This is a genomic window from Bradyrhizobium sp. (assembly GCF_049581145.1).
Classification (GTDB): domain Bacteria; phylum Pseudomonadota; class Alphaproteobacteria; order Rhizobiales; family Xanthobacteraceae; genus Bradyrhizobium.
The window spans coordinates 1-24,806 of record NZ_JBAURI010000234.1; the positions used below are offsets into that span (position 1 = coordinate 1).

21 protein-coding genes and 1 pseudogene are annotated in these 24,806 nt (G+C 62.9%); 13 read left to right on the top strand and 9 right to left on the bottom strand.

Annotated elements, in window-relative coordinates; all coding sequences use genetic code 11:
* A partial coding sequence (locus tag WCB02_RS07750; protein ID WP_423957274.1) for a M20/M25/M40 family metallo-hydrolase occupies positions 1-485 on the top strand: 485 nt, incomplete at its 5' end.
* A gap of 146 nt (positions 486-631) precedes the next feature.
* Here WCB02_RS07750 and WCB02_RS07755 read toward each other — a convergent pair.
* Together WCB02_RS07755 and WCB02_RS07760 are read right to left on the bottom strand one after the other, a co-directional pair.
* Positions 632-1,174, bottom strand: a complete 543-nt coding sequence (locus WCB02_RS07755; RefSeq protein WP_423957275.1) for a hypothetical protein — start codon at positions 1,172-1,174, stop codon at positions 632-634.
* Positions 1,175-1,317: 143 nt separating this feature from the next.
* Positions 1,318-2,118 carry a DUF899 domain-containing protein gene (locus WCB02_RS07760; RefSeq protein ID WP_423957276.1) on the bottom strand — a complete coding sequence of 267 codons (801 nt, stop codon included), beginning with the start codon at positions 2,116-2,118 and terminating at the stop codon, positions 1,318-1,320.
* Positions 2,119-2,564: 446 nt separating this feature from the next.
* On the opposite strand from WCB02_RS07760, the gene WCB02_RS07765 reads away from it, so the two are divergent.
* Both WCB02_RS07765 and WCB02_RS07770 read left to right on the top strand, forming a co-directional pair.
* On the top strand, positions 2,565-2,939 hold the full coding sequence (locus tag WCB02_RS07765) for a hypothetical protein (RefSeq protein ID WP_423957277.1): 375 nt from the start codon (positions 2,565-2,567) through the stop codon (positions 2,937-2,939).
* 383 nt (positions 2,940-3,322) lie between these two features.
* Positions 3,323-5,059, top strand: coding sequence for a CocE/NonD family hydrolase (locus tag WCB02_RS07770; RefSeq protein WP_423957278.1), 1,737 nt, complete (start codon positions 3,323-3,325; stop codon positions 5,057-5,059).
* On the opposite strand, the gene WCB02_RS07775 is transcribed toward WCB02_RS07770, so the two are convergent.
* A complete protein-coding gene (locus tag WCB02_RS07775) occupies positions 5,056-5,352 on the bottom strand; it encodes a ClpX C4-type zinc finger protein (protein WP_423957279.1) in 297 nt (98 codons plus the stop codon). The two genes, WCB02_RS07770 and WCB02_RS07775, sit on opposite strands and share 4 nt — an antisense overlap.
* Before the next feature lie 386 nt (positions 5,353-5,738).
* Between WCB02_RS07775 and WCB02_RS07780 the strand changes: the two genes are divergently transcribed.
* Complete coding sequence (locus WCB02_RS07780; protein ID WP_423957280.1) at positions 5,739-8,711, top strand: hypothetical protein; 2,973 nt, start codon at positions 5,739-5,741, stop codon at positions 8,709-8,711.
* A gap of 96 nt (positions 8,712-8,807) precedes the next feature.
* Positions 8,808-9,977 (top strand): Gfo/Idh/MocA family protein, encoded by a 1,170-nt coding sequence (locus WCB02_RS07785; RefSeq protein ID WP_423957281.1) that lies wholly within the window; start codon positions 8,808-8,810, stop codon positions 9,975-9,977.
* 1,128 nt (positions 9,978-11,105) lie between these two features.
* Here the strand turns inward: WCB02_RS07785 and WCB02_RS07790 are convergent.
* Positions 11,106-11,885, bottom strand: coding sequence for a class II aldolase/adducin family protein (locus WCB02_RS07790; protein WP_423957283.1), 780 nt, complete (start codon positions 11,883-11,885; stop codon positions 11,106-11,108).
* Between the two features lie 124 nt (positions 11,886-12,009).
* On the bottom strand, positions 12,010-13,659 hold the full coding sequence (locus tag WCB02_RS07795) for a glycosyltransferase family 39 protein (RefSeq protein ID WP_423957284.1): 1,650 nt from the start codon (positions 13,657-13,659) through the stop codon (positions 12,010-12,012).
* Between the two features lie 445 nt (positions 13,660-14,104).
* Between WCB02_RS07795 and WCB02_RS07800 the strand changes: the two genes are divergently transcribed.
* Positions 14,105-15,064, top strand: coding sequence for a hypothetical protein (locus tag WCB02_RS07800; protein ID WP_423957285.1), 960 nt, complete (start codon positions 14,105-14,107; stop codon positions 15,062-15,064).
* 184 nt (positions 15,065-15,248) lie between these two features.
* On the top strand, positions 15,249-15,662 hold the full coding sequence (locus WCB02_RS07805) for a MucR family transcriptional regulator (RefSeq protein WP_423957286.1): 414 nt from the start codon (positions 15,249-15,251) through the stop codon (positions 15,660-15,662).
* Positions 15,663-15,767: 105 nt separating this feature from the next.
* Here WCB02_RS07805 and WCB02_RS07810 read toward each other — a convergent pair whose 3' ends face one another.
* Positions 15,768-16,193: a SufE family protein gene (locus tag WCB02_RS07810; RefSeq protein WP_423957287.1), complete on the bottom strand. Its 426-nt coding sequence runs from the start codon at positions 16,191-16,193 to the stop codon at positions 15,768-15,770.
* A gap of 203 nt (positions 16,194-16,396) precedes the next feature.
* Positions 16,397-16,768 carry a DUF5330 domain-containing protein gene (locus WCB02_RS07815; RefSeq protein WP_423957289.1) on the bottom strand — a complete coding sequence of 124 codons (372 nt, stop codon included), beginning with the start codon at positions 16,766-16,768 and terminating at the stop codon, positions 16,397-16,399.
* 379 nt (positions 16,769-17,147) lie between these two features.
* On the opposite strand from WCB02_RS07815, the gene WCB02_RS07820 reads away from it, so the two are divergent.
* From WCB02_RS07820 to WCB02_RS07830, 3 genes are all read left to right on the top strand, one after another.
* Positions 17,148-18,992, top strand: coding sequence for an ATP-binding protein (locus WCB02_RS07820; protein ID WP_423957290.1), 1,845 nt, complete (start codon positions 17,148-17,150; stop codon positions 18,990-18,992).
* Positions 18,985-19,722 (top strand): peptidoglycan-binding protein, encoded by a 738-nt coding sequence (locus tag WCB02_RS07825; RefSeq protein WP_423957291.1) that lies wholly within the window; start codon positions 18,985-18,987, stop codon positions 19,720-19,722. Before WCB02_RS07820 ends, WCB02_RS07825 begins: the two co-directional genes overlap by 8 nt.
* 146 nt (positions 19,723-19,868) lie before the next feature.
* Positions 19,869-20,213: a DUF1491 family protein gene (locus tag WCB02_RS07830; protein ID WP_423957292.1), complete on the top strand. Its 345-nt coding sequence runs from the start codon at positions 19,869-19,871 to the stop codon at positions 20,211-20,213.
* A 71-nt stretch (positions 20,214-20,284) separates the two neighbouring features.
* Here the strand turns inward: WCB02_RS07830 and WCB02_RS07835 are convergent, their stop codons facing one another.
* Complete coding sequence (locus tag WCB02_RS07835) at positions 20,285-21,259, bottom strand: DUF2336 domain-containing protein (RefSeq protein WP_423957293.1); 975 nt, start codon at positions 21,257-21,259, stop codon at positions 20,285-20,287.
* A gap of 245 nt (positions 21,260-21,504) precedes the next feature.
* Here WCB02_RS07835 and WCB02_RS07840 point away from each other — a divergent pair, with 245 nt between their 5' ends.
* The 3 genes from WCB02_RS07840 to WCB02_RS07850 all read left to right on the top strand — a co-directional run bounded on the left by WCB02_RS07840 (position 21,505) and on the right by WCB02_RS07850 (position 24,438).
* Positions 21,505-21,699, top strand: coding sequence for a hypothetical protein (locus WCB02_RS07840; protein WP_423957295.1), 195 nt, complete (start codon positions 21,505-21,507; stop codon positions 21,697-21,699).
* Between the two features lie 17 nt (positions 21,700-21,716).
* Positions 21,717-22,490, top strand: coding sequence for a hypothetical protein (locus tag WCB02_RS07845; protein ID WP_423957297.1), 774 nt, complete (start codon positions 21,717-21,719; stop codon positions 22,488-22,490).
* A gap of 277 nt (positions 22,491-22,767) precedes the next feature.
* Positions 22,768-24,438 (top strand): PAS domain-containing protein, encoded by a 1,671-nt coding sequence (locus WCB02_RS07850; RefSeq protein ID WP_423957299.1) that lies wholly within the window; start codon positions 22,768-22,770, stop codon positions 24,436-24,438.
* Positions 24,439-24,485: 47 nt separating this feature from the next.
* Here WCB02_RS07850 and WCB02_RS07855 read toward each other — a convergent pair.
* Positions 24,486-24,806 (bottom strand): annotated as a pseudogene (locus tag WCB02_RS07855) (DUF1254 domain-containing protein); the annotation flags it as partial.

The following is a 24,806-nucleotide window of genomic DNA, read 5'->3' on the forward strand; positions in this document are numbered from 1 at the left end:
CGACCTGCGACGTCAACGGCATCATCGGCGGCTATACCGGGGAGGGATCGAAGACCGTAATTCCCGCGCAGGCCTCCGCAAAAGTCTCGTTCCGGCTGGTGCAAGGACAGGAACCCGGCAAAATCCGCAAGGCGTTTCGCGACTATGTATCGGCGCAAATTCCCGGTGATTGCAAGGTCGAGTTCGGTGACCACTCCTCGGGGCCTGCGATCGCGCTGGATTGGACCATGAAGCCGCTCGCCGCGGTGCGGCGGGCGCTGACGGACGAGTGGGGCAAGGAGGCGCTTCTGATTGGCTCGGGCGCGTCGATCCCGATCGTCGCCGATTTCAAGAAGACCCTGGGGCTGGATTCGCTGTTGGTCGGGTTTGGACTCGACGATGACAACATCCATTCGCCGAACGAGAAATACGACCTGAAGAGCTTCCACAAGGGCATCCGCTCCTGGGCGCGGATTCTCGCGGCATTGTCCGAATTGCCAAGGTGAGCAAAAACAGATCTTGTAGAGGGACCGGTTGGGATTTCAGCCCGTCCCACGTCCTTCCGACCGAAGACGGCCAGACTTCTGTTACGATCTGGTGTCGCGCATCCCAAAAGTGCGCGCGCTTTAGCGATGTCCATTCCCTGGCCTGACTAGGACTTTCTGCACAGGATCAGCACGATGTAGTCGGGGTAACTGCTCGTTATGCCCAAAATCTCAGTGTTGATCTTGTCGCCTCCAACGACTCGTCCCGCCGGGCATTGGCCCCTCAGGGCTTGCAGCGCCATACGATCGCGATCCCGTTTCACAAGCGGATTGTAGCCGATGGCTGCGATGTTCCGGACATGAACGATAAAGTCGTAGGGCTTTCCTGCAGGTGCTTGCTCTACGCCAGCCATTTCGCGAACCATGTCGCGCGCCTCCGGGAAGCCGGTCGAGATCGCCAAAAAGATCATCGAACCGGCGATGCGCTTCACGATGCTGATGCCAGCAATGGAATCGGGCTGGTCTGCGGCGCGTTGTCCGCGCCTCAAGCGCCGCGAGACTGCGCCGATCGTGAAACTGCACCGCCGCGGTGGAATCGGCTCGGCCATCTGTTTTCCTGCTTCCGGCGCCCTTGGAAGGCATTGTAGCTGATCGGGCAAGTCTTCGGGAAGTGGAGGCGTCACGTGCGCGGACGAATCGAGCCGGTCCATCGGACTCCCGTCCAGACCCATCACTCGGCAGGGCGACGATCGAAACGGACAGTGGGCGGCGAGGCACGTCATTCGGCGATATCGAGAGCGCTACAGCGCACTCGGCCTTCACAGCCCGCGCCGCCGGTCGAGCGGGTGGCCTGTCATGCCTTCGCGTCTGCGTCGCGCTTGCGGAAGGCGGCTTCTCCCGCGTCCGACACCTCGACCCACTTCCGGTCGGGCGAGGCCTCGGCATCGTAATTGTCGTGCCAGTTCCACCACTTGTACGGCGGGCTCTGCGGGTAACCCTCGGGCGAGTCCTCCCAGGTCTCCTGACGGCCGAGCGGCGTGATATCGAGGTAGCTCCAGGTGGTCCCCATCGCCTCGTCGCCGCGGTTGTTGATGAGGTAGCTGCGGAACACCTCGTCGCCGTCGCGGATGAACACGTTGTGACCGTGCCACTCGCCGACGCCGAAGTCCGCGTCGAAGCTGTCGATGATCGTGTACCAGGGCATCTCCCAATCCATCCGCGCCTTGAGACGCGCGATATCCGGCTGCGGCGCCCGGGAGGCGTACACCAGAGTGGTGTCGCGGGCGTTCAGGTGAGCCAGATGGCCGACCTGATCGGCGCCCAGCGAGCAGCCGCGGCAGGCGTGCTCGGGCCAGCCGAACACGCCGGGCTCGAAAAAGGCGCGATAGACGATCAACTGCCGGCGGCCCGCGAACAGGTCGAGCAGGCGAACCTTGCCCTGGGGTCCTTCGAATTCGTACGCCTTCTCGACGGCCATCCACGGCATCCGCCGGCGTTCGGCGGCGAGGGCGTCGCGGGCTCGCATCAGGGCCTTTTCCTTCACGAGCATGTCCCGGCGCGCAGCCTCCCAGGCCTCCGGGGACACGATCGGAGGTCTGTTCATTACGGGCGGTCCGTTGTGCTGCTGCATGTCTTCGGCTTTGGTCCTGTCCATGGGTTTCTCCTTCCTGCTCGAACACGGGCTCCCCCGGGCTTTGCCGAGCCACCGCGTTGCACTCGCCAGAAAAGCTAATCGCTCGGAGCGCGCGGCGGGAGTGACAAGTGTGTCGGGATTTCGATGGCCGCTCAAAACGGCGGCCCAGCTAACCAAACGAGATGCTCTCTGAGACAAGCCCTTCCTGTGGCCGAAGCCGTCGAGCGCGTCTGTCGGCAGCGCGGATCTTGCTCGTCCTCGGGGCGATCACAGTGGGATTGTTTCCCCGTCAAGCAAGCGTGCCAAGTTGCGGCTGGCATCCGACCCTTCACAGGCGACATCGAACCGGTCGCACACCCGCGTCAACGCGCCGCATGAACTGCTGCTGATTGGTTAAGGCTTGATTAAATCCCTTCTGCGACTGATGCACCCGCGGCCCAACGAGTCCCGGCCGAACGGAGGTCTTCATGGCTGATATCATGAGCATCCTGCAGTCGAGCTACACTGCAGCGGCTCCGCAAGCCCTGTTCCCGGTAGGCTCGAAGTTCGCCAAAGTCGATCCGACGAAATGGCAGGGCACCTGGACGGGAAAGGACTATAAGCATCAGCCGTTCCAGATTTCGATCACCAAGGTCAGCGGCTATCGCGCCAATGTGACGTTCCAGAGTTCCGCGGGCCTGCAGACCGCCCGGGTCTTCATCACCACCAAGAACACCTTTCGAATCGGCGATTCCAGCTTCACGCTGACCGGGGATGGTAAGGCAAAGCTCGCAACGATCGTGACCGATCCGAACACCGGCATCCAGACGGAAAACACCGCTCCCGCGACCCGAAAAGCCTAGCGGCTTGTGCCTCTACGGCGGCGTAGCTGCGCGTCAACGCGAAAGGGCCGAGATGAGGCCCAACTGCATCCCCGCGTTCGCCCTGACGGTCACGCCGTTCGGCTGTTTCGACGGTCAGCAACGCAATCACGATAGCATAAGAACGGACATATCAGCGTACCATTTCGGCTCCCGGGTTCCGCCACGCGGATGATGCGAGGGCAGGGCGTGTTTGCCGACGAAGACTTGATCCGGCCCGGCGCAGCTCAGATTCAAACTCAGAAATTAGGCCGCGGTTCGAGGTCGTCCCATTGCTCATCGTGGTTGGAATTGTTCATTCGATAGATAGAATGGAGGTCTAACAATGTCGCAAAACGGCGCACGAAAAAGCAAAGGTCGAGGAAATGGCTGATCCGGTCGGGCCGGACAACATGCTGATCGAGTGGGATGTCGGGATTGTCATGGACGACGGCCTGGTGCTGCGGGCCGACGTGTTCCGGCCGAACGCGGATGGGAAGTGGCCGGTTCTTTTGACCTATGGTCCCTACGCCAAGGGGCTCGCGTTTCAGACCGGCTATCCAAGCGCCTGGCAGGCCATGATCGCAGGCCACTCCGACGTCGCCTATGGCTCGACCAACAAATATCAGAATTGGGAGGTCGTCGATCCCGAAAAGTGGGTGCCTCATGGCTATGTCTGCCTGCGTGTCGACTCGCGCGGCACCGGACGATCGCCCGGCCATATCGATCATTTCTCGCCGCGGGAGACGCGCGACTTCTATCAATGCATCGAATGGGCGGGCGTCCAGACCTGGTCCAATGGCAATGTCGGCCTCAACGGCATCTCCTACTACGCCATCAACCAGTGGCAGGTGGCGTCGCTGCAGCCGCCGCACCTGAAGGCGATGTGCATCTGGGAAGGTGCTGCCGACTTTTATCGCGACATGACCCACCACGGCGGTATTCTTTCGACGTTCTGGGCAAACTGGTATGACATGCAGGTGAAGACGGTGCAGTTTGGCCTGGGAGAACGCGGGCCGCGCAGCCAGGTGACGGGTACGCTGGTCTGCGGCGACGAAACCATGTCGGACGACGAATTGGCGCGCAACCGTTCGAGCTTTGGCGACGACATTCTTGCCCATCCGCTTGACGATGATTACCACAAGGCGCGCTCGCCGGACTGGGACAAAGTCGAGGTACCGTTTCTGTCGGCGGCCAATTGGGGTGGTCAGGGCTTGCACCCGCGCGGTAATTTCGAAGGTTTCGTTCGCGCTGCGTCCAGGGAAAAATGGCTGGAGTGCCACGGTCTGGAGCACTGGACGCACTTCTACACCGATTATGGGCGTCAGTTGCAGAAGAGGTTTTTCGATTGCTACCTCAAGGGCGACGACAACGATTGGGTACGGCAGCCGAAGGTTCAGCTGCAGGTCCGCCACATCGATCGTTTCGTCGAGCGCCATGAAACCGATTGGCCGCTGGCTGCGACGCTCTGGACCAGGTTCTATCTCGACCCGAAAGACCAGACGCTTTCGCTGCAGCCGGCCGCGGATGACGCGGAGATCGACTTCGCGGCGATGGGCGACGGACTGACCTTCGTGTCCAGGCCGTTGCCGGAAGACATCGAGATCACGGGCCCGCTGGCGGCGTATTTGCGCGTTTCGTCGAGCACCGAGGACGCCGATATCTTTGTCGTGTTCCGGGTGTTCAGCCCGGATCTGCGCGAGGTGACGTTTGCAGGCGCGATCGATCCGCATACGCCGGTCGCGCAAGGCTGGTTGCGCGCGTCGCATCGCAAGCGCGATGAAGCCTTGTCCCGGCCATACCGTCCCTACCACACCCATGACGAGGTGCAGCGGTTGCAGCCGGGCGATCCCGTCGATCTCGCAATTGAACTGTGGCCGACATCGGTCGTCGTGCCGAAGGACTATCGCATCGCGCTGAGCGTGCGCGGCAAGGATTATCAATGGCAGGCGACGACGGGCCTGAAGCTCTCCAATTTCAAGAACGAACTCCTGGGATGCGGCCCATTCCTGCACGATGATCCCCGCGACCGGCCACGCCGGCTGTTCGCGGGAACCACGACGCTGCATCTCGACAGAACCGGCTTCAGCCACGTCCTGGTTCCGATCATCCCGCGTCGTTAGAAGAGGTTGGCAGTGTCGGCCCGTGTTTGATACTTTGAAGATGCCACTTCCACGATGACAACATCGTCGCAAATGCTTTCCGATCTTGATCGGAACGGGAGGTACCCCATGCAGAGGCCGATACATTCATCGCAAATTTGAACGTGCGGTCCCGCCACCAGCACGGCGACCTGCTGAGAGGATTTACCGCAGAATGAGCAGCAGGATCCGCGTTCTGTCCGGATCGATTGATCATGGCCGTGCGTCCTGACGCGGCGTGAAGCCGACAATGCCCGTACAGGCTGCGCTTTCACCCATCTCCGGCGAGTGTGTTCGAACGTCGAGACGCTCCATTGATCAGGCCATTTCTCACAACGATGTCTGAATTGGGTCAAGATTGGATGCGATCGAGGTGAATCAGCGTCCGCCGACTCAAGGCAATGTCAGTCCCTCCATTCCCAAGGATACGCAGTCTCTTCCGCGGCAACGCGGAGACGATTGGCTATCTGGCGGCTTGCGCGCGCGACTTCCCGACGCGGTCGAAAGTCTGCCTGAATGAGCCGGATTCGCCAGCCCTATCAAGGAATTACCGAGTGTGGATTTCGCCGCGGCGGTCGCCCGGGCCGAAAGAGCGCCAAAAAAATTGCCGGAGAAGCCAAATATGAATCCATCGACAAGCGTTCAGGCTCGCTAGTCCGCGATGATCACGCTCGACCCTGTGCAGGTTCTTGCGCTCCGGAAGTCCGCCGTCGAGCCGGTCAAGATCGCGGGCGCGAGCGGGACGGGGAAGTCGACGCTTGCGAATGCGATTGCCGCACAATCGAGTCGGCACGGAAAATCGTGCCTGCTCATCGGAGCCAGCGCGGTGTTGGACCGAGCGGCTGGCTACAGGGTGCTCGGCGAAAACCATCACGCTGTGGCCGATCGCGCCCAATGGGACCATTCCTCCGGCGCGAGGTCTGACGATACCGAGCATTCGGGGGCCCTTCAATGGGATCCGATCGAGGCGCGCGCCCGGGCGAATCCGGCGCGAGCGCGGCTTGCCGTGCGCACGCTGCAGCAAGCGCGCGAGCTCGCGGCCAGGCATGATCTCAGGCCGAGCGAAATCGAGCACAGTGTGGCCACCGATCGGCCGTTGGCTCCAGAGGCCGCGAATTGCCTGTCACTGGCGATTCAGGACGCGTTGCGGATCGCCGATGTGCTTTGGTCGGGTAATCGACGTGCGGGCCGCAGTCTCAAGGACGTCGACGACGTGATCGCCGGCCGCCCGGTCGAGGTGCCGCCGGAGGACGATGCGCTCAGCCTGATACTGGCGCATGACCGGGAGTACGAAACCTCGCTCGCGAAGATCGTAGCCGGCCACAAGGAGCTGGAAGGTGAATATGCGATCTCGACCTCGGTCGCGAGCCTGCTTCGGCCGCGGTCTTTGGACAAGACGCTGTCGGAATACCACAAGCATGCGTCCCTGATGGCCCGGACGTTTGGCAGCGCCATCGCCCTGATCAGAAAACATCGGACTCTGCAGGCGGCTCTCGATGCCGGTAGCGGTACCGACGCAGCGAAAGTCATCGAGTACGTCATTCGGATGAGGCCGGAACAGGGTGCAGGCGCTGCGGTCAGAACGTTCGAAGCGGCCATGCAGGATTATCGCCACGACAGCGCCGTTCTCGACCCGCTGCTGGGGGAGTACGGGCACAGGGCGCTTGGAAGCTTTGCTGCGGTGCCGACCGGGCGGGAAGGCCAGTTGAAGCAGGAGATCGGGACTCTGGTCCAGAGGCTGCGGGAAGCCCGCTATGCCGCGCGGCACCTGCCTGCTTATCTTCAGCCGCTGCGCGCAGCGCTTTCCAAGACCCAATTCGAACGCATCTGCAGGGCGCCACTGGAGGAAGCATTCGCCCAGCTTGAAAGCGCGGCCCCGGACGCTCGGGCGATGGCCGCCACCGAGATGAGACAGCTTCGAGAACTGTTCGCAAGCACCGGGTTCGGCGATCTGCTCGATGCCGATGACGATTTTGTCGACAAGGTCGAGCACGCATCGGCAGCGCCGCCGCAAGCCGCGGCGCTGCTTCCGCAGCCATACAGTCCCCAGGTGCTCGATCTGCTGCTGGACCTCACCACATTCACCGAGCAGCACGAAGCCGCCGAATGGCCGGCGTCCGTCATGCGCGCTAGGACGGCTCAAGAGGCCCTCGATGCGATCGGCGGCGCTGCGCGATTTGACGTCGCCGTGATCGACGATGTGTCCGACTATCCGCTGCACCTGGCCCATGCCTTGGAGACATCAGGAGCAACGGTGCACCGGATCGGTGTGACGGATCATGATGCTGCCATCGTGCTGGCCATGCCGCATCGGCAATCAGATGCGGATATTGCGGCGGCCACTTCTGGACAGCCCAATCGATGGATCGGGGCCTCGGGCAGCTTTGGCATCGTTGTTCGGACCGACCCAAGGCTTGAATCGGCACAGCTCTCATCCGCCGCGGATCGCCTTGTCCTGGAGTTGCGCAAGAGCGGATGCAACGCCGCACAGGCGTCCACGGGGCGATTGGCGGACGTGATCGTTGCTTCCGTCGACGAACTGCGAGACGCCGACGTCGCGGCATTTGCCAAAAAAGCCCGTCAAGGTATCGTCGTCGTCTGTCGCAGCAATCGGCGGTCGCCGCCGGCCGCGCAAGACCGGAGGCGGGAGCCGGACATCAAGTCTGCAGAGGCGCTCGGATGGCTGGTCTCGCGGACGGCGATCGACGGGACGGTGCTGGAAAGGGACGGGAGATCGGTCGCGCTGATCAGGGAGCCGGTCGCGCTATCGCCCGGAGATGAGACGGTGGCTGATGTTGCAGCTCGCTTGACCGGCCTGGGGTGGCGCCCAGTGGTGTTGTGGCGGGGTGCGGAGCGCGCCCCGCAGGACCTGGAGAGCCTGCTGGCCGGGCACTCCGTGCCGACCGGAACGAATCCGTTCCGGAAAATCGCAGAAACGTTCAGCCTGGCGGAACCGCAGCAGCCTGTTGCGAATGCCCCGGTGCCAGGTATCGGCAACGACGTTGAGCCCGCCGCTGAGGAGAAGGAGCAATCCGTCATCGCCGCGGCTGCGGTCCAGCCGCTGCAACGTCAAGCGGATAGTGTGCCGTCCTATTCCGCTCCGGACACGCCGGCAGCCCTCGATATCCGAACCGAAGGCGCCTCCCATCCCGCCCAGGAGCAGGCACAGCATCAGTCAGACCGAGATGATGGAGAGACCGATGCGGCAGAACCGCAGGCATCTGATCCGATGAAGCTCGGCGCGGCTGTCGAACCGGACAGCTCGCAACACTCCGCTGACCAAGAAGAGGCCATTGACCAAGAAAAGGCCATCGACACCGGCAAGGATCAGGCCGCGGACCAGCAAGTCAGTTCCCCTCCGGCTCGGGCACAGGCGCAACGAGAGCCAGTCAATGACGGCGAGCCGGATGCGGCAGAACCACACGCATCTCGTCCGTTGAAGCTCGGCGTGGTAGTCGAACCGGACAGCCCACAACAGACCGCGTCTCAAGAAGAGAGCTCCGACGCAGGCGAGGATCAGGAAGTGGACGAGCAGGTCGGTCCAGACGATAGCGGCAGGAGGCATGCATCGGCTCCGGACTTTGACCCGGATCGGCGTCCAACGGCAATCCCACCCATCTCCGGCTTTCCTTAGCGTGGCCGATCACGACGAACTCCACGGGTCCATGCCATCGCAAAGACGACGTGATGTGGGTGAGGGAAACTGAGTGCTGACCCGGAGACTTCTGAAATGGCGCAAATCAGGATCGGCCTGGCCGGGTGCGGCTTCGTGTCGGAGCTGCACATGGCTGCCTATCGGCGCGTCTATGGCGTCGATGTCGAGGTCAAGGCGGTCGCGGCGCGGGGCGACCATGTCGTCGACTTTGCCGATCGGCACGGAATCCCGAAGACCTACCGCAGCTTTCACGACTTGATCGCCGACGACGACCTGGATGTTGTCGATATCTGCACGCCGCCCAATCTGCACGGCTCCATGATCGTCGCGGCGATGAAGGCGGACAAGCATGTGATCTGCGAAAAGCCGTTCGCGGGCTATTTTGGGCGAGACGGCGACAGGGTTCCGATCGGCAAGCACGTGCCGAAGGCCCTGATGTACGAGCGCGTGATCGATGACATGGAAAAGACCTGCGCGTCCATCAGGAGCACCGGGAGGCTCTTCATGTATGCGGAGGACTGGATCTACGCGCCGGCGGTGACCAAGACCGTGGAGATACTAAAGGCCACCAAGGACAAGATCCTGTTCATGAAGGGGGAGGAGAGCCACAGCGGCTTGCACACAGCCCACGCTGCGCAATGGGCCATGACCGGCGGCGGCTCCCTGGTCCGGATGGGATGTCATCCACTGTCGACGGTGCTGTATCTGAAGCAGGTCGAGGCGAAAGCGCGCGGCGAGACGGTCTGCGTCGTGAGCGTGATCGGTGACGTCGGCAATGTCTCGGCGTGCCTTCGACCCGACGAGCGCGCCTTCATCAATGCCAGCCCGGTCGACGTCGAGGATTGGGGTACGCTGACCGTGACCTTCTCCGACGGCACCAAGGCGACCGTGTTGTCCGGCGACATGATCCTGGGCGGCGTGCGCAATCTGATCGAGACCCATACCAGCGGCGGTTCGCTGTTTGCGAATATCACGCCGAACTCGCACATGATGAGCTATCAGACCAGCGAGGAGAAGCTCGCAAGTGTCTATGTCACCGAAAAGGTCGATCGCAAGACCGGATGGCAATATGTGTGCATCGAGGAAGAATGGACACGCGGCTATTTGCAGGAAATCCAGGATTTCATGGAATGCGCCGCGATCGGCCGGCAGCCGCGTTCCGATCTCGCGCTGGCGTTTGAGACCACCAAAGTCAACTACGCCGCCTATTGGGCCGCCGAAGAGGGCCGTCGCGTGACGCTGTGACGCCGTTTCCGCAATTACCGATTTGGTGGCGGCCTCGTCGGACCTAGGCTCAGACGCCCCCTTGCAGAAACCCGCCATCGAGTGTGTTGCCAGCCGGCGGGCACACACGCACATCGCCCCAAATGCCTGTCCATTGCCGCGCGGGAAAAAAATGGAGCCCCGGCCGTCGCCATATCGACGGCCGCGGGCTCGTGTGTTCGCGCAGTACGCTGAACAAATCTGCGCTTTGGAACACGCATGCAGCTTGCACCTTGCGGGTTGCAAATCCCCTAATTGCGGCATCAGGGCGTTTACGGATCGGACACCCCAGGATCCGCCCAACGCAAAAACGCCGCCCGGAATTGGGCGGCGTTTTGATTCGAAAAGTGCAGAGGGTGTGTAAGCAATCCATAGCGCATTCGCGCGGTTTCGTCCACCGTTCGTTCCGTTTTCCCATCCAGATGACGAGCCGGGTTCACTCGACCGGATCGGGCCGTCGCTGTAGATGCGGTCACGGTAGCCCTTAACTCAGATCGCGCGGGCGAGTGGGCTCGTTATGTCGTCGTCTTCCTTGAGACGCGCGACCAGCGAGCGGACGTCGTAGTGCGGTCGCCAGCCGAGCTCCGGTTCGAGCCTTTTCATTAGCGTAGACCCGATCGATGCCGGGAACCATGGCTCGGTCGCGGCGGGCATATTCCTGCCCGTAGTCCGGCACGTGTCGGCGGACCGCGCCCGGCGCGCGGTTGCGCAACTCGATCAAAAGGTCGCGCGAAAATGGCGTGGTGGCACTGATGATATATTTTGCGAAACCGGTTGACCGAGCCGAAAGCCTCGACTTATTCCGACGCCGCTTTCTCGAGCAGATAGAGCGTCCCGGCGACGTTGACGTCAACGAAGTCCCGGCGGCTGCGGGTGACCACATGCGGCTCGTGCAGCGTGGCCGCGTGCAGCACGATGCCAATGCTCTTCTGCAGCGGCCGACGAAGTCGCGGTCGGCGATCGAGCCGACACGATGCGTGAAAGCGCCCGGACGAATCTCGATGCCTGTGACCTCGCGTCGTTGCGCCTGCAGGGTACGGACCAGTGCCTCGCCGAGATGCCCGGAACTGTGGGTCACCAGAACCGTCACGCCGCGACAACCTTCAGCGCTCAGGTCCTGTAGCTCGGATCGATGCGGTCAAGTTTGCGCAGCAAAGGCGGCCAGACCAATCTGGCCGAGCGTAATTCCGCGCGGTCATTATTGTGCAGCAACGCCGTGTTCCTGTCGATCACGGCCTGCTCGACCGGATAGGCCATTGGTCCAAGCATGCGGGTGCGCACCTGCATGGAGCAGGCGCGCTCCAGATGATACATGCGCTCGAAGGCGGTAGCGACCGAGCGGCCGACGGTCAGCGTGCCGTGATTGCGCAGCAGCATGTGGTTCTTGTCGCCGAGGTCGCGCTGCAGTCGCGGCCTTTCGTCATGGTCCAGCGCGATGCCTTCATAGTCGTGATAGGCGAGGTCGTGGGTGACGAGCTGTGCGGTCTGGTTCAGCGGCAACAGCCCTTCCATGCAGCTCGAGACCGCCGTGCCGTCCAGCGTATGCAGATGCAGCACACAGCCGGCATCCTCGCGGACCTGGTGGATCGCCGAATGGATGGTGAAGCCGGCCGGATTGATGCTGTAGTCGCTCTGGCTGAGCTGGTTGCCGTCAAGATCGACCTTGACCAAGCTGGATGCCGTGATTTCCTCGAACATCAGGCCGTAGGGGTTGATCAGGAAATGGTGCTCGGGCCCGGGCACGCGGGCGGAGATGTGGGTGTCGACCAGATCGTCCCAGCCATAGAGCGCCACCAGACGGTAGCAGGCGGCGAGATCGACCCGCTGGCTCCATTCCGCCTCGCTCATTTCCGACTGGACTTCCTTCAGACGAGCTTCCGCTGGCGACATGACCGGTTTTCCCACGTGAATTGTTGTATTCCGACGTGAGCCTAGACCTGCGAGCGGATCGCAGCAAGGCGCAGTGGGGAGCTGGCAGTCATGCTGACCGGGACGGCAGCCCCTTTCCAGCCGGCTATGGCGCTGGGACCGACAGCAGGCTGGAAATGCTGCGGCCGCGGATGTCATAGACCCGCGCATAGACCACGTCATCGCGCTTGATCTCCAGCATCACCGGGGCGGAGAGGCCCTTGCAGTAGAACTCGCCGAGCGTCATGGCGAAGTCGGCGGCATGGCTGTCCCAGCCAATCGTGAAGTCGGGACCGAGTGCGACCTGCGCCGGGCGCTGCGGGCCGCAGACCGCGACCTTCCATTTGCGGCCCGTGGGCGGGACTTCCTGTTTTTCGGCGAGCTGCTCGCGCAGGCCGTCGGAGGCCTGCTTGAAGGCCAGTCCCCAATAATCCAGCATGAAGCGGTCGTCGGCGCCGCGCACGGTGCCCGCGATATGGTTGAAATGGGTGTATTGATAGGGGTGCAGCCGGATCATTTCGCCGAGCGGCAGCAAAAGGCCGAACACAAACAGTGCTAGCGCCGCGGGCTGCCAGCCCCGGCCATTGTCGCGCAGCCAGTTCATCGCCCATGCGAACGCTATGCCGCCGAGCACGGTCATCGGCGGAATCACGAACACGAAATGCCGGATGCCGTTGTATAGCGCAGGCCGCTTCACCATCGCGATCAGAAGCGGCAGCGTGGCCGCGAGCGTGACCATCAACAGGATGGTCTTGCGGCGGCCGGCGACGTTGGGGCGCGGCAGCAGCGCAACGCTGCCGATGACGCCTCCGATTGATAGCGCGAGCAGCACTTCCGGCATCTGCAGTGCGAACAGCGTCGGCAGATAGGACCAGGGCATGTCGGGCACCGATACCAGCGCGCCGTCGAACATTTCCTTCCAGGGCTTTTCGAAGAAATGCGAGAAGTAGCTCAGCGCGCGGAACGGATTGCCAGGCTCGATGATCGACCATGGCCAGATCAGCCCCATGATGAGATAGCCGAGGACCAGCCCGGGCAGCAGCACATAGAGCACGTGGGCGAAGCGGTGCGCGGCGTTGGGAAGGCCCTGCTCGCGGACTTCCTCGATCAGCAGCGGTACGAAGCCGCCCAGCGCATAGACCAGCGCCAATCCGCCGAGGATTCGGGAGCCGATCGAAAAGCCTGCGCCGAGGCCGACGATCAGGATGGTGCGGGGCGAGGGTTTTGGATACTCTTCGGCCAGCCGGACCAGGCCGAGCATCAGGATTACCATCGCGACCGCGAATGGCGCATCCTTCGGGTTCATGAACATATGCCCGTAATAGATCGGGTTCAGCGCCAACAAGAGCAGCGCGGCAAGTCCGGCAGCGGGGCCGGCGACGCGCCGGGCGAGCCGCCATGTCACCGCCAGCCCGATCACACCGACGATGGCGCCGACCAGACGGCGGGTTTCGAACAATTCGAGCGGGATGACCTTGTGCAGCAGCGCCGCGGCCATGTCGAAGCCGCCGCCATACATATAGAGATTGGCGAAGGACAGCGCGCCCGTGTCCTTGAATCCGGAGCCGTACATGCGCAGCAGGAGGTCGGCATATTCGGCGTGGGTATAGTCGTCCCAGCCGAGCCCGTAATCGCGAAAGGTGAGGGCCGCGATCAAGCCGACCGCCGCCAGCACGAACAGAGCAAGGTCGTCGCAATTTCGTTCCGCCGAGCGCTGTAATGGCGTATCGGTGACCGACGTCGTGATGGATGACATGGCTATTGGTAACCCGGCGTCCCTACTGGCCCAGCTGGCGCTTTTGGGCCTCGTTCCCCGGCATCCATATAGCGCAGATCAAATTGCCAAGTAATTGGCAATTGTGGCGTAATTCTCCCCACCGCAGCGCACTATCCACAATCTGGTCAGACTTCCGGCTCCCCCGGAGCGTCTAGCAAAAGCAAAATAAGTTGCGGATTTTCAACCTTTTGGAACCCAGTATGCAATTGGCGGTTGGCGATGGACAGAATATGACGATATCGTGGCGAGCAGGTTTGCGACCATTGCGCGCAGGCGTCCCTGCTTGAAGTGCGCGTTCGATTTGGCCAACGTGCTGCGCCAAACGCCGCCAGCAAACGAATGATTTAACTGCGGTTTTGGAGCCATTCTGCAGGCCTGCGGCCGCGATGAGGACCTCTGAACGACCGCACGAGGGGATAACTGGATGATGATCGTCTTGCTGATCGCCGGGGTCGTTGCCATGCTGACCGGTGCCGCGGCGATTCTTTACGGGATCCCGATCAAGGAGTTTGGCTTTGGCAACACCATGATCCTGGTCGGATCGGTGGCGATCTGCACCGGGATGATCCTGGTGGGGCTGGCTATGGTGGTGGGGGAGTTGAAGAGCCTTGGGCGACGGCTCATGGCCCGTGCGCCGACCGAATCACGCGCGCGCACCGGCCAGGAGGCGCTGGCCGTTCCGGGCCATGACAATCTCCTGTTTCAGCGCGACCAGCCTGCGCTGCCCGATTTCAATAGCCTCGAAGCGACGCCGGCGCCGCCGGTTTCGCCGCCCCGGAACGGAACCGGCGCCCGCGGCCTTCAAGAAGGGCGTCCGGACGGACGAAAAGGTGCGCGCAAGGCTGCGCGTCAGGACATGCTGCCAGAGCCTGAGCCTGAACCGGAGCCTGAATCCGAACCGGCCCCGAAGCCGCGGCGCAACCTGATGTTTGCCTCGAGTTCGCGCAAGGAACGCGAGCGGGCGCAGGCGCGCGCCGCCGACCCCCTGGATCTGGATTCGCTCGATCTGGACGCGCGGGCGCTGGATTTCCGGCCAAGCCGGCCGCCGGAGCCGCTTCCGGACCTCGATGAAAATCCGCCGGCGGCGTTTGACGATGCGTGGCCCAAGCCCGAACGTGCGCGCGCCGCCGAGGGAGGAGCGGCACGGCGCGGCGGCCGGATGCCTTCGAATTTCGTCGAAGCGGAAGCCAGAGCGAGCGCGGCGACCGAACACGCCCCGCCGCCGTCGGATGAGCCGGAGGTCAGCGTGCTGAAATCCGGCGTGGTCGATGGTATGGCCTATTCGCTCTATTCCGACGGTTCGATCGAGGCGCAAATGCCAGAAGGCATGATGCGGTTCGAGTCGATCGACGACCTGCGCGCCCATCTCGACCAGCGCTCCTGAGACAGGCTGCTTGTCGGGTTCGGTCCGCGACCAGTATACTGCTGTCGTTCTCGTCGCCTTGACAGTCATCGGTTCATATTCAAAAGATTTGTGGATATTCCGCAAGCGTATTGGCGCTTGCCGGACACTTCCAATCCGAAAAGACTTTCTGTTGCGATTGAAGAGTGCTCGAAAGGCTTAGTTCATGACGGACGCCGCCGGCAAAAGTTTCATCGATTTGACGGCCAGTATCGTGTCCGCCTATCTCAGCAACAACCCGACGCCGGCGTCTGAAATCCCGAACCTGATCAGCCAGGTCCATGCGGCGCTGCTGCGGGTTTCGAACGGGCGGACCGAAGCCCCGAGCGAGCCGGCAAAGCCGGCGGTGTCGCTGAAGAAATCCGTCAATGCCGACTATCTGGTGTGTCTGGAGGACGGCAAGCGCTTCAAATCGCTGAAGCGCCATCTGCGCACGCAGTACAACATGACGCCGGAACAATATCGCGACAAATGGAGCCTGCCGGCCGACTATCCGATGGTTGCGCCGAACTACGCGGTGGCGCGTTCGCAACTCGCCAAGAAGATGGGGCTTGGGCAGCAACGACGGCGGAGGAAATAACCGACGGTCCTGGAGCGCGTTTGCCGGAAAGTCATGCCCTCGCGCCACGACCCGATAGCTGGCCGCTGGCTTTCCGCAAGAAAATGCGATAGTGCCGCGGCCGGCTTACGAAGCTGCGGCCAGCGCCTGGCGCGCGTCGCCGCGGATACGCTCGACCATCGAGCGCAGCCCGTTGGAGCGCTGCGGCGTCAGGTGCTCGCGAAACCCGAACTCGTCGAACACGGCGATGGCGTCGGTTGCAAGAATATCGCGCGGCGTGCGCCCGGAATAGAGCGTAAGCAGGATCGCGATCAGCCCGCGAACGATGTGGGCGTCGCTGTCGCCGAGATAGTTCAGCACCGGCTCGCCGCCGTCGCGGCCGAGCCGCTTCGACAGCCAGACTTGGCTGGCGCAGCCCTGCACCTTGTTGTCGGCGGAATGTTCCTGCTCCGGCATCGGCTCGAGCGTGCGGCCGAGTTCGATGACATACCGGTAGCGGTCGTCCCAATCCTCCAGTAGCGCGAAATTGTCTCGAATTTCGTCAATCGTCATGGTGGCCCGCTTTCGATTCCGTAGGCTTATATAGGATCGCAGCCCGCCGAAAGCGATATGTCCGTCGAAACGCCCGAAGTTCCGCCAGTGATGTTTTGTCTTGGGCATGATCTCCGCGCAAACGTGTTCCGCGTTTGTCGCGAGGGAAACTGGAATCCACCGTCGGCTCCTGGGCCGAGGGCATGCCCTTCCGGATCGTGCTGCTAGGGAACGCCTTGCCAGTCCACGGCGAGATCCTGCGCCGACAGCGTGTCGCGCGATTGCGCAGGATCGTCGTTGATCTCGTCGATCGAGCCGGTGTGATCAGCGGCGCGCTTGTCGGTGATGATCTGATAGATCTTGCGGGCGCCTTCCTGGGCGCGCACGCCGATCACGGTGGCGGCCTGGCCGCCGACCTCACACGCGGCCGGCTGGCGCTTGCAGAACTGGCTCATGTCGCTCACCGCGGCGGTCGCAGCGCTCACCGCCTCAGATGCGTTGATCTGCGGCAACTTCTCTGATTCAGGCGTTCTTTCCCTTGGCAACAGCACGAGCACCAGCCCGAGCCAGAAGGCCATGCGAAGCAGAAAAAACATATCAAATCCCCGGTCGTCTCATTCTGAGTTGACTAGCAGCACTCGATAAATCCCAAGTGCTTGCGTTCGGCTTAATTCGCCGAAAGATTGCCGAAATTTGATTCGGTTGAGGGTCCGTGAAGTTCCGATCGGGAGGTTTCCGGAGCAATCGAGTGCGTCCACCTTTTCGAAACCATAAGCGAAGGGCTTTTGGAAACCGGTCGTTCACCATGAGCGTCAAATCGCTTCGCGCCATGGCGTGAAACCCCGGCAAGTTCACGCTGTTCGGCCCACGACCGCCGCGCCTTAGCGTTCGTTTAATGTCGCTCTGACACGGTGAGCTCAGGACAGGGGGCGTTCCGGCGCGTCTGATTGACGGACAAGCCGAGGCGCAAGAGTCGTGACAGTGTTGAGTATCATCCGCGAATGTCTCGATGCGCTATTGCATCCATCGGCGCGCTATGACGCGCTCACGCGCGCGCGGCACCGCGCCTTCATGGCGCCGCGGCTGCTCGGCAGCCTGGCGGCCTTCGCGGCGTTTCCACTTTATCTCGCGATGCGCGGCGCGCCGAGTGCGCTCGAAGTCGCGGCCTTCGCCTGGCTGATCGCTCCCATTCTTCTGTCATGGTTCCTGTCGCGCACCGGCCGCTACGAGGGCGCGCATGTGCTGTCATCGCTGGCGCTCGCCGGACTCGTGATGGCGGTCGCCTCCACCACGGGCGGCATCGAATCTTTCGCCGCGATCTGGCTGGTCGTGGTTCCGCTCGAGGCCGCTCTGTCCGCCTCGCGTCGCGTGGTGGCGTTCGCATCCATCCTGACCCTATCATGCGCGGCGCTTCTGATCGGGCTGGGGCATTTAGACCTGCTGCCGGTGACGGAAATCAAGCCGGCGCTACGTGGCGCCTGCATGGCGTTCGGCGTGGCGTCCGCGACCCTCTATGCCGCCGGCCTGGCGTTCGGCGTGGAGACGCTGGCGCGCACCAGCGTTTCCCTGCTGTCGCTCGAGGAAGATCGCTACCGCCTGCTGGCGCGCAACATGAGCGATGTGATCTCGCGCCATCGCCGCAACGGCGCGGTGAGTTTCATTTCGCCGGCGGCGGAGCCGATGCTGGGAACGGCGGCCGCGCGGCTGCTTGGACACGGCCTGTTCGACCGCGTCCATGTTGCCGATCGTCCGGCCTATCTCACGGCGTTGTCCGACGCCGCACGGAGCGGTGAAGCGCGCAGCGTCGAGTTTCGGCTGCGAACGGATTTGCCACGTGGCGCTCAGCGGGGCGACAAGGGTCCGGTCAATTTCGTCTGGGTCGAAATGCGCTGCCGGCCGCTCGAACAGGTGTCGCCGCTCGGGGTCGCGGCTGACGCCGAGGTCGTCGCCGTGATGCGCGATGTCACTGACCGCAAGATGCAGGAACAGGCGCTGGAACTCGCGCGTTGCGCCGCCCAGCACGCGGACGCCGCCAAGACCCGTTTCCTCGCTACCATGAGTCATGAATTGCGCACGCCGCTGAACGCCATCATCGGCTTCTCCGACATGATCATTCAGGAAGACGCGCTGATGCTGGACGCGGCGCGCCGTCGCGAATATGCTCAGTTGATCAACGATTCCGGGCAGCATCTGTTGTCCGTCGTCAATGGCATCCTCGATATGTCGAAGATGGAATCCGGCAATTTCGAAATTTCACCGGAGCCGTTCGCGCCGCGCGCCGCGATCATCAACTGCTGCAACCTCCTGGCCCTGAAGGCGCGGGAAGGCGGCGTCGACCTCGTGGTCAATGCGCCGCAGGATCTCCCTCTCATCACCGGCGATCCGCGCGCGTTCAAGCAGATCGTGCTCAATCTCGTCTCCAACGCCATCAAGTTCACCGAGCGCGCCGGATGCGTGTTGGTTTCCGCCGAGATCGAGGGAACCCGGCTCGCTCTGCGCGTCACCGACACCGGCGTCGGCATCGCGGCCGACGATTTGAAGCGGATCGGCGCTCCGTTCTTCCAGGCCGGCACGCCCTATCAGCGACGGCACGAAGGTACCGGCCTCGGGCTTTCCATCGTGAAAAGCCTGGTCACCTTGCATGGCGGCGAATTGACCGTACAAAGCAAGCTCGACGAAGGAACGACCGTCAGCGTGATGCTGCCGATCGCCCCCTCGAAACCGGAAGTCACAGAAACGTCAAGCAAGGTTGCAACGCTGACACCGGCGTTGCGATCTGGTCCGCCGGACCCGATGATTCAGGTGAAGAAAAGTGCCTAGAAAAAAGATAGCGGATGACGCGGCGCCGCGCCGCCGCCGGGGCGCGACTGCGGCAGCCGTCGACGCGGAGACCGAGCGCGGGCTCGCGATGCGCATCCTGCTTTATAGCCCGAAGGACCTGATTGCCGGTTTGCTCGCTTTCGCGGCCGCCTGTGCCGTCATCACCAACGCGCTATTCTTGCAAAGCGGGCCGCATCCGGCGCCGATGTTCGGCTCGGTTGTCTCGTTTTCCTCGACCACCGCAGCCCCGCTGTTGCCGCGGCCGCGCCCGGCCGATGCCGACGCTGCCCCGACCGATTCGAAATCGATCGAGCCGAGGGCCGCCGAGGCAAGGCCTGTCGAACCCAGAGTGGTCGAACCAAGACCGGTCGAGCCGAGATCGATCGAGCCAAGATCCGCGGATCCCATGGCCAACCTGGTCAAGACGACGACGGCGACGCCAATGCCGTCTCCGAATGTGACACCGGCGCCAGCATCGAATGTCGTGCGGCCGCCGGCGTTGATTCCGTCACCGCCGGTCCAGATCACCGGCTCGCGCCGAGTGGCGGCGGTGCAGCGGACACTGACCGAATATGGCTACGGCCAGTTGAAGGCGACCGGGACGGTCGGCGCCGACACCCAGTCGGCGATTCAGAGATTCGAGCGGGAACGCAGGATGCCGGTGACCGGGCAGGTCTCCGAGCGCCTGGTGCGTGAGCTCTCCGCGATGATCGGTCATCCGATCGATTAGTTCGGGCATTTTCCGGACAGATACGCGCTCGGGCAACGCCCCGATGGGTGGGCACCGGCTTTCGTCCAGAAAATGCGACCAATAAAGGACATCTCGTCCGATCGGGGCACTGGCGCACAATTGGGCGCCAGCCTATGGTCGTTGGCATGCGATTGAAATCGAATATTTGGGTGGCGGCCTACTTGCGCCGCTGCCAAGTTGCGGGCGCGTTCGCGGCGGTTCGCCGGCGTGGCGCGGAAGACGCCGGCGCGGTGTTCGTCAAGGTCGCGACGCTGGATGGCAAGGCCATGCTCTACGTTCCGGCTCCGCAAACCGTCTATGACGACAGCCGGCCGATCGAGCGCTTTTTCACGCCGATGTCGCCGGAACCGCTCCCGGAACAGGCCATCGAAGACCGGCTCGTCAAGGAAATCCGCTTCGATCCCGACGCCTGGATCGTCGAGACCGAGGACAAGCAAGGCCGCCATTTCCTCGACCTCGCGCGCGGCTGACTCATGCGTCGCGTCTGCCAAGCGTCTGCCAAGTCGCAGTGCGCCGCTTCGCCAACCCTGTTGATCAACTGTTAGCGCCGCGAACCCTGCGTGCCGAGACGGACGACATTGGCAGAACCGGGCTGCTGCGCCGGCCGCGCTGGCGCGGTTGCTGCACGGACGCGCTGCCGTTCGTCATCATGGAGCATCGGGCGATATCTGGCGCGGCTGACCGCTGCGGTCGAACCGCGCCATGCGGCGAGCATGACCAGCGCGGCGCGTTCGCCCAGGCGATCGTACAGCCGCGACAGTCGGTAGACCGTCTGCACCGAACTGCCGAATTCGGGTTTGAGAAACAACAGCACCCGCTGAAACGTCGGGCTCGACATGCCCAGCGCCTTGCAGGCAGAGACCAGCGGCTCGCCGCCCGGATCGTTGACGATTTGGGCTGCGAGGCGCGCCGGCAGGATCAGCGTCTCGCCAAGCTCCAGGGTGAAATTCTCGACGTCGGCAACGAACGCCGCCATTTCCAGGGTTTCGATGGCGCGTTCTGCGCGCGCCTCCGGGATTTTCGGCGCGGCGTTGAGCGGGGTGTCCGCGAGATTTTGCAGAATCGCGATGCGTTCGCTGATGCTGGCACGAAAGAACATGTCGGAGATTTCAGTGGCATCCGCCGGCTGCATCGACATACCCGAACTCGTCCGCGCTTCGGCATCGGTCGACGGCTGGCCCAGCGCGGACGCCAACGGTGAAGAGGAGATCGCGGCGACAGGCGCCGGCCACTCCGGCCGCGCCGGCTTCAGCCCGAGCTTGATCTTGGTTTCATCCGGCGTGCCCGGATAGATCGCAAGCCGCGCCCGCACGGCGGCGCGCGTCGCATCGTCGACGTCATCGATCAACCGCGAGGTCAGTTCGATGAACTGCCGCTCTTCGTCCGGCGTGTGCTTATGCGCCTGGACGTAGAGATCGGTCAACACGCGCAAAAGCGTGGGTCTGATGTCGACGCCCTCGCGGCGCGAGAGCGTCAGCAACCCATCGAAGCCGGGAAAGAGTGGGGATGTTGTCATGTCAGGTTACGCGGCCGCTGGAACTTCGGTGCAATCGTAGCCCCAGGGCTTTAACAGCTCGTTAAGGAAAACAATTCGTGAAGATGCGGAGCTGTTGACCGTGCGGTGGCACTGCCACGGACGCCGTATTAGCGCGGCCGGACCGTTGCCGGCCAGGCAAATTAAGATGCCATTAACTACGTCCTGATCTTAATGGCCCTGTCGCGGGAAGTATCTTTCGCCAGCGACGATCAGAGAGAGCGGGCATGGGCACCATCATTGAATTTCCGGCGGATGCGGCCTCGCGGCGACTCGGTTCAGCCATGACCGGGGGCTATAAGGGGACCGGGACCGTCCTGATCCTCCCCGTCGTCCGGATCGAGCGCGATAACGATGGAACGAGCGGCGGCCACGGACCCCAGGAGGGTGCAACGACACGTCGCCGACGCCGCCGACGCTGACTGTCAGGCACCCCGCCATGCCGGCGCCGAGGCGTCCGATCCGGTCTGTTGTCCGGCTTCATGCACTGGTCCTGTCGTCGCTCGGCTGCGTGACGCTCGCGGCCTGCAGCGGCGGTGATTTCGGCCGCACGCGCGCCGATATGCTCAGCGACGACATGCATCGCTGGATCGGCACCGAGGCCACCTCGAGCGTCGGCCTGCATCCCTCGCAATTCCAGCTCACCGACGGCGAACGCCAGCTTCGCGACCTCGCCTATCCCCTGATCGAGCCGCCGCATACCCGCCCCGCCTGGAAGACCGTGTTCGGCGACTACCAGTCGATCGCTGCACCCTGGCGCCAGAGCGTGGTGTTCGATCGCACCGCCTACGGGCGGGCGTTGATCGACGAGCCGCACCGCTCGGACTCCTCGCGCTACCAGAATCTGATCGAAGACGTGCGTGATGATATCAACCGCTTCGAATCGTTCTACGCCACCGCGATTCCGGTGCTCGATCTCGACCGCAAGCGCAGCGCCAGCATCGCGCATATCACCGAGTTGTCGCCGCGCGAGCGCGCCGATGCGCTCGCGCGCATGCAGGAAAATTCCCTGATCGTGCAGTGGGTGCAGCAATGCCTGGAGCGGCGGGTCGCTTCCTACCGCTGGGCGCTGGAGCGGCTGGTGCTGCAGGCGCCTGACAATATCGCATCAGATGTCGATCGCCTGATCGGCGAGCTCGCCGCGCAAACCGCCAACCCGCCGGTCGCTTCGCAGCCGCCGGTAATCGCGCGTCCGCTGACGACGCGCGGTTGATCCCGCTGCGTCGGTAACGCGTTCGCGCGGAGATCAGGCTTATTCAAAAAGCCTGCATCGCATGGTTATTCAATTTCGTTTTATCGCTCTCCAGTTGCCGATGCGATCCGGCAACGCCGCTGCCAAACCTCCGTAGTACTTCGGTAAGGACGCTGAGCTCGCGCTAACATCAAATTCAGACGATCGTTTCATTGTCGAACCGACTTGCGACCTGGCCACCGGACGAGATCGTCGGAGGTTGCCAGCGCTTTGCCTGTATTTCGAAGGTTCTGGATAGATGTTTCATCGCAAGCCGAATTTCGACGCACTGACTCTCAGCGCGATCAACGCCATCAAGGCGAACGTCATGGTGGCCGATGAGAATTTCAGCATCGTCTACATGAACGATGCCGTGACGGCCTTGTTGCGTGGGGCGGAGTCCGACCTGAAAAAAGGTCTGCCTCAGCTGAACGTCAGCCGTCTGATCGGAATGAATATCGGCGTCTTCTATCAGGATGCGAACGAACAGCGCCGGATGCTTGCGGGACTGAAAGCAACGGACCGCGCGACGATCAAGATCGGCAACAGCACTTTCGATCTGGTCGCAACGCCGCTGAAGGACTCCGCCGGGCGACGCGCAGGCATCGTCGTCGAATGGGCTGATGCGGACATTCGTCTGCAGAACCTGAATTTCGCGGCTCAGGCCGCCGCGTCCAGCCGGGCCCAGGCGGTGATCGAATTCAACCTCGACGGCACGATCATTACCGCCAATGAAAACTTCCTGAACACGATGGGCTACGCCCTGAGCGAGATTGAGGGCAAGCATCACGGCATGTTCATGCCGCCGGCAGAGCGCGACAGCGCGGATTATCGCGCCTTCTGGGCTGCGCTGAACCGCGGCGAGTACCGCGCCGCCGAGTACAAACGCATCGGCAAGGGTGGCAAGGAGATCTGGATCCTGGCCTCCTACAGTCCCGTCCTGGATGAGCAAGGCAAGCCGTTCAAGGTGGTCAAGTTCGCCACCGACGTGACGGCGCAAAAACTGAAGAATGCCGAACTGGCAGGCCAGATCGAGGCGATCGGCAAATCGCAGGCCGTGATCGAGTTCAACCTCGACGGCACCATTGTCAACGCGAACGAGAATTTCCTGGCGGCGCTCGGCTACTCCCTTCAGGAGATCAAGGGGCGGCACCACAGCTTGTTCGTCGAGCCGGCCGAACGCGACAGTACCGCCTATCGCGAGTTCTGGGCCGCGCTCAATCGCGGCGAGTTTCAGGCCGGCGAGTTCAAGCGCGTCGGCAAGGGCGCCAAGGAGGTCTGGATCCAGGCCTCCTACAATCCGATTCTCGATCTCAACGGCAGGCCGTTCAAGGTCGTTAAATACGCCAGCGACATCACCAGGCAGGTGAGGATTCGCATGGGCAACGAGCGCGTGCGCGGCTTGATGGAGACGGTCGCTGCCGGCGCCGACGAGCTCAATGCGTCGGTGCGCGAGATTTCTGAGGCGATGGTCAAGTCGAGGCAGACCGCGGCGAGCGCGGTCGACCGTGTCAGCGATGCCGATTCACAAACCAAACGGCTCAGCGACGCCGCGCAGGCGATGAGCGGTATCGTGGAGATCATCGGCAGCATCACCGGCCAGATCAACCTCCTGGCCCTCAATGCGACGATCGAATCGGCCCGCGCGGGCGAGGCGGGCAGGGGATTTGCCGTCGTCGCATCGGAAGTGAAGAACCTTGCCAGTCAGGCGAAACAGGCCGCCGACAAGATCGGCGCCGAGATCAACAGCCTGAACGGAATTTCCGCCGACGTCGTGGCGGTGCTGGACTCGATCAAGCAGTCGATTCAGAGCGTCAGCGAATATGTCACCTCGACCGCTGCGGCCGTCGAGCAGCAGAGCACCGTGACGAGCGAAATGTCCGCGAGCATGCAGCGCGCCGCGGAGGAGGCCAGGGCGATGGTGTCGTAAGCGCAGGCGCGCGCCCGATTTTGCCTCCGTCCCGAAGTCATCGCGTGCTAGCGTCTGGCCTGCGGCGCTTCTGCTTGCTTGGCCGGCACATCGTTCTGGATCTTGCAGCTCGAGGCGGCGAGCGAGGCCTGTGCCTGCGGCATCAGGCCGGGCTCCGGCGCGAGCGCCTTGAGCACGATCAGTCCGGTCGGGGTCGGCGAGTCGATGATCAGGCGGTCGGCGGCCGTGACGTCCTCGTCCTCCGGCAGGTCGTTGTGCTGCTTCTCGGTCATCAAATCGAGCTCGATCACCTTCTTTCCGGCCGAGCGGTCGTTGATGGCGTAATAGGCGAGCTCGTTGCGGGTGTAGAACGACACCGAGGTGTAGGC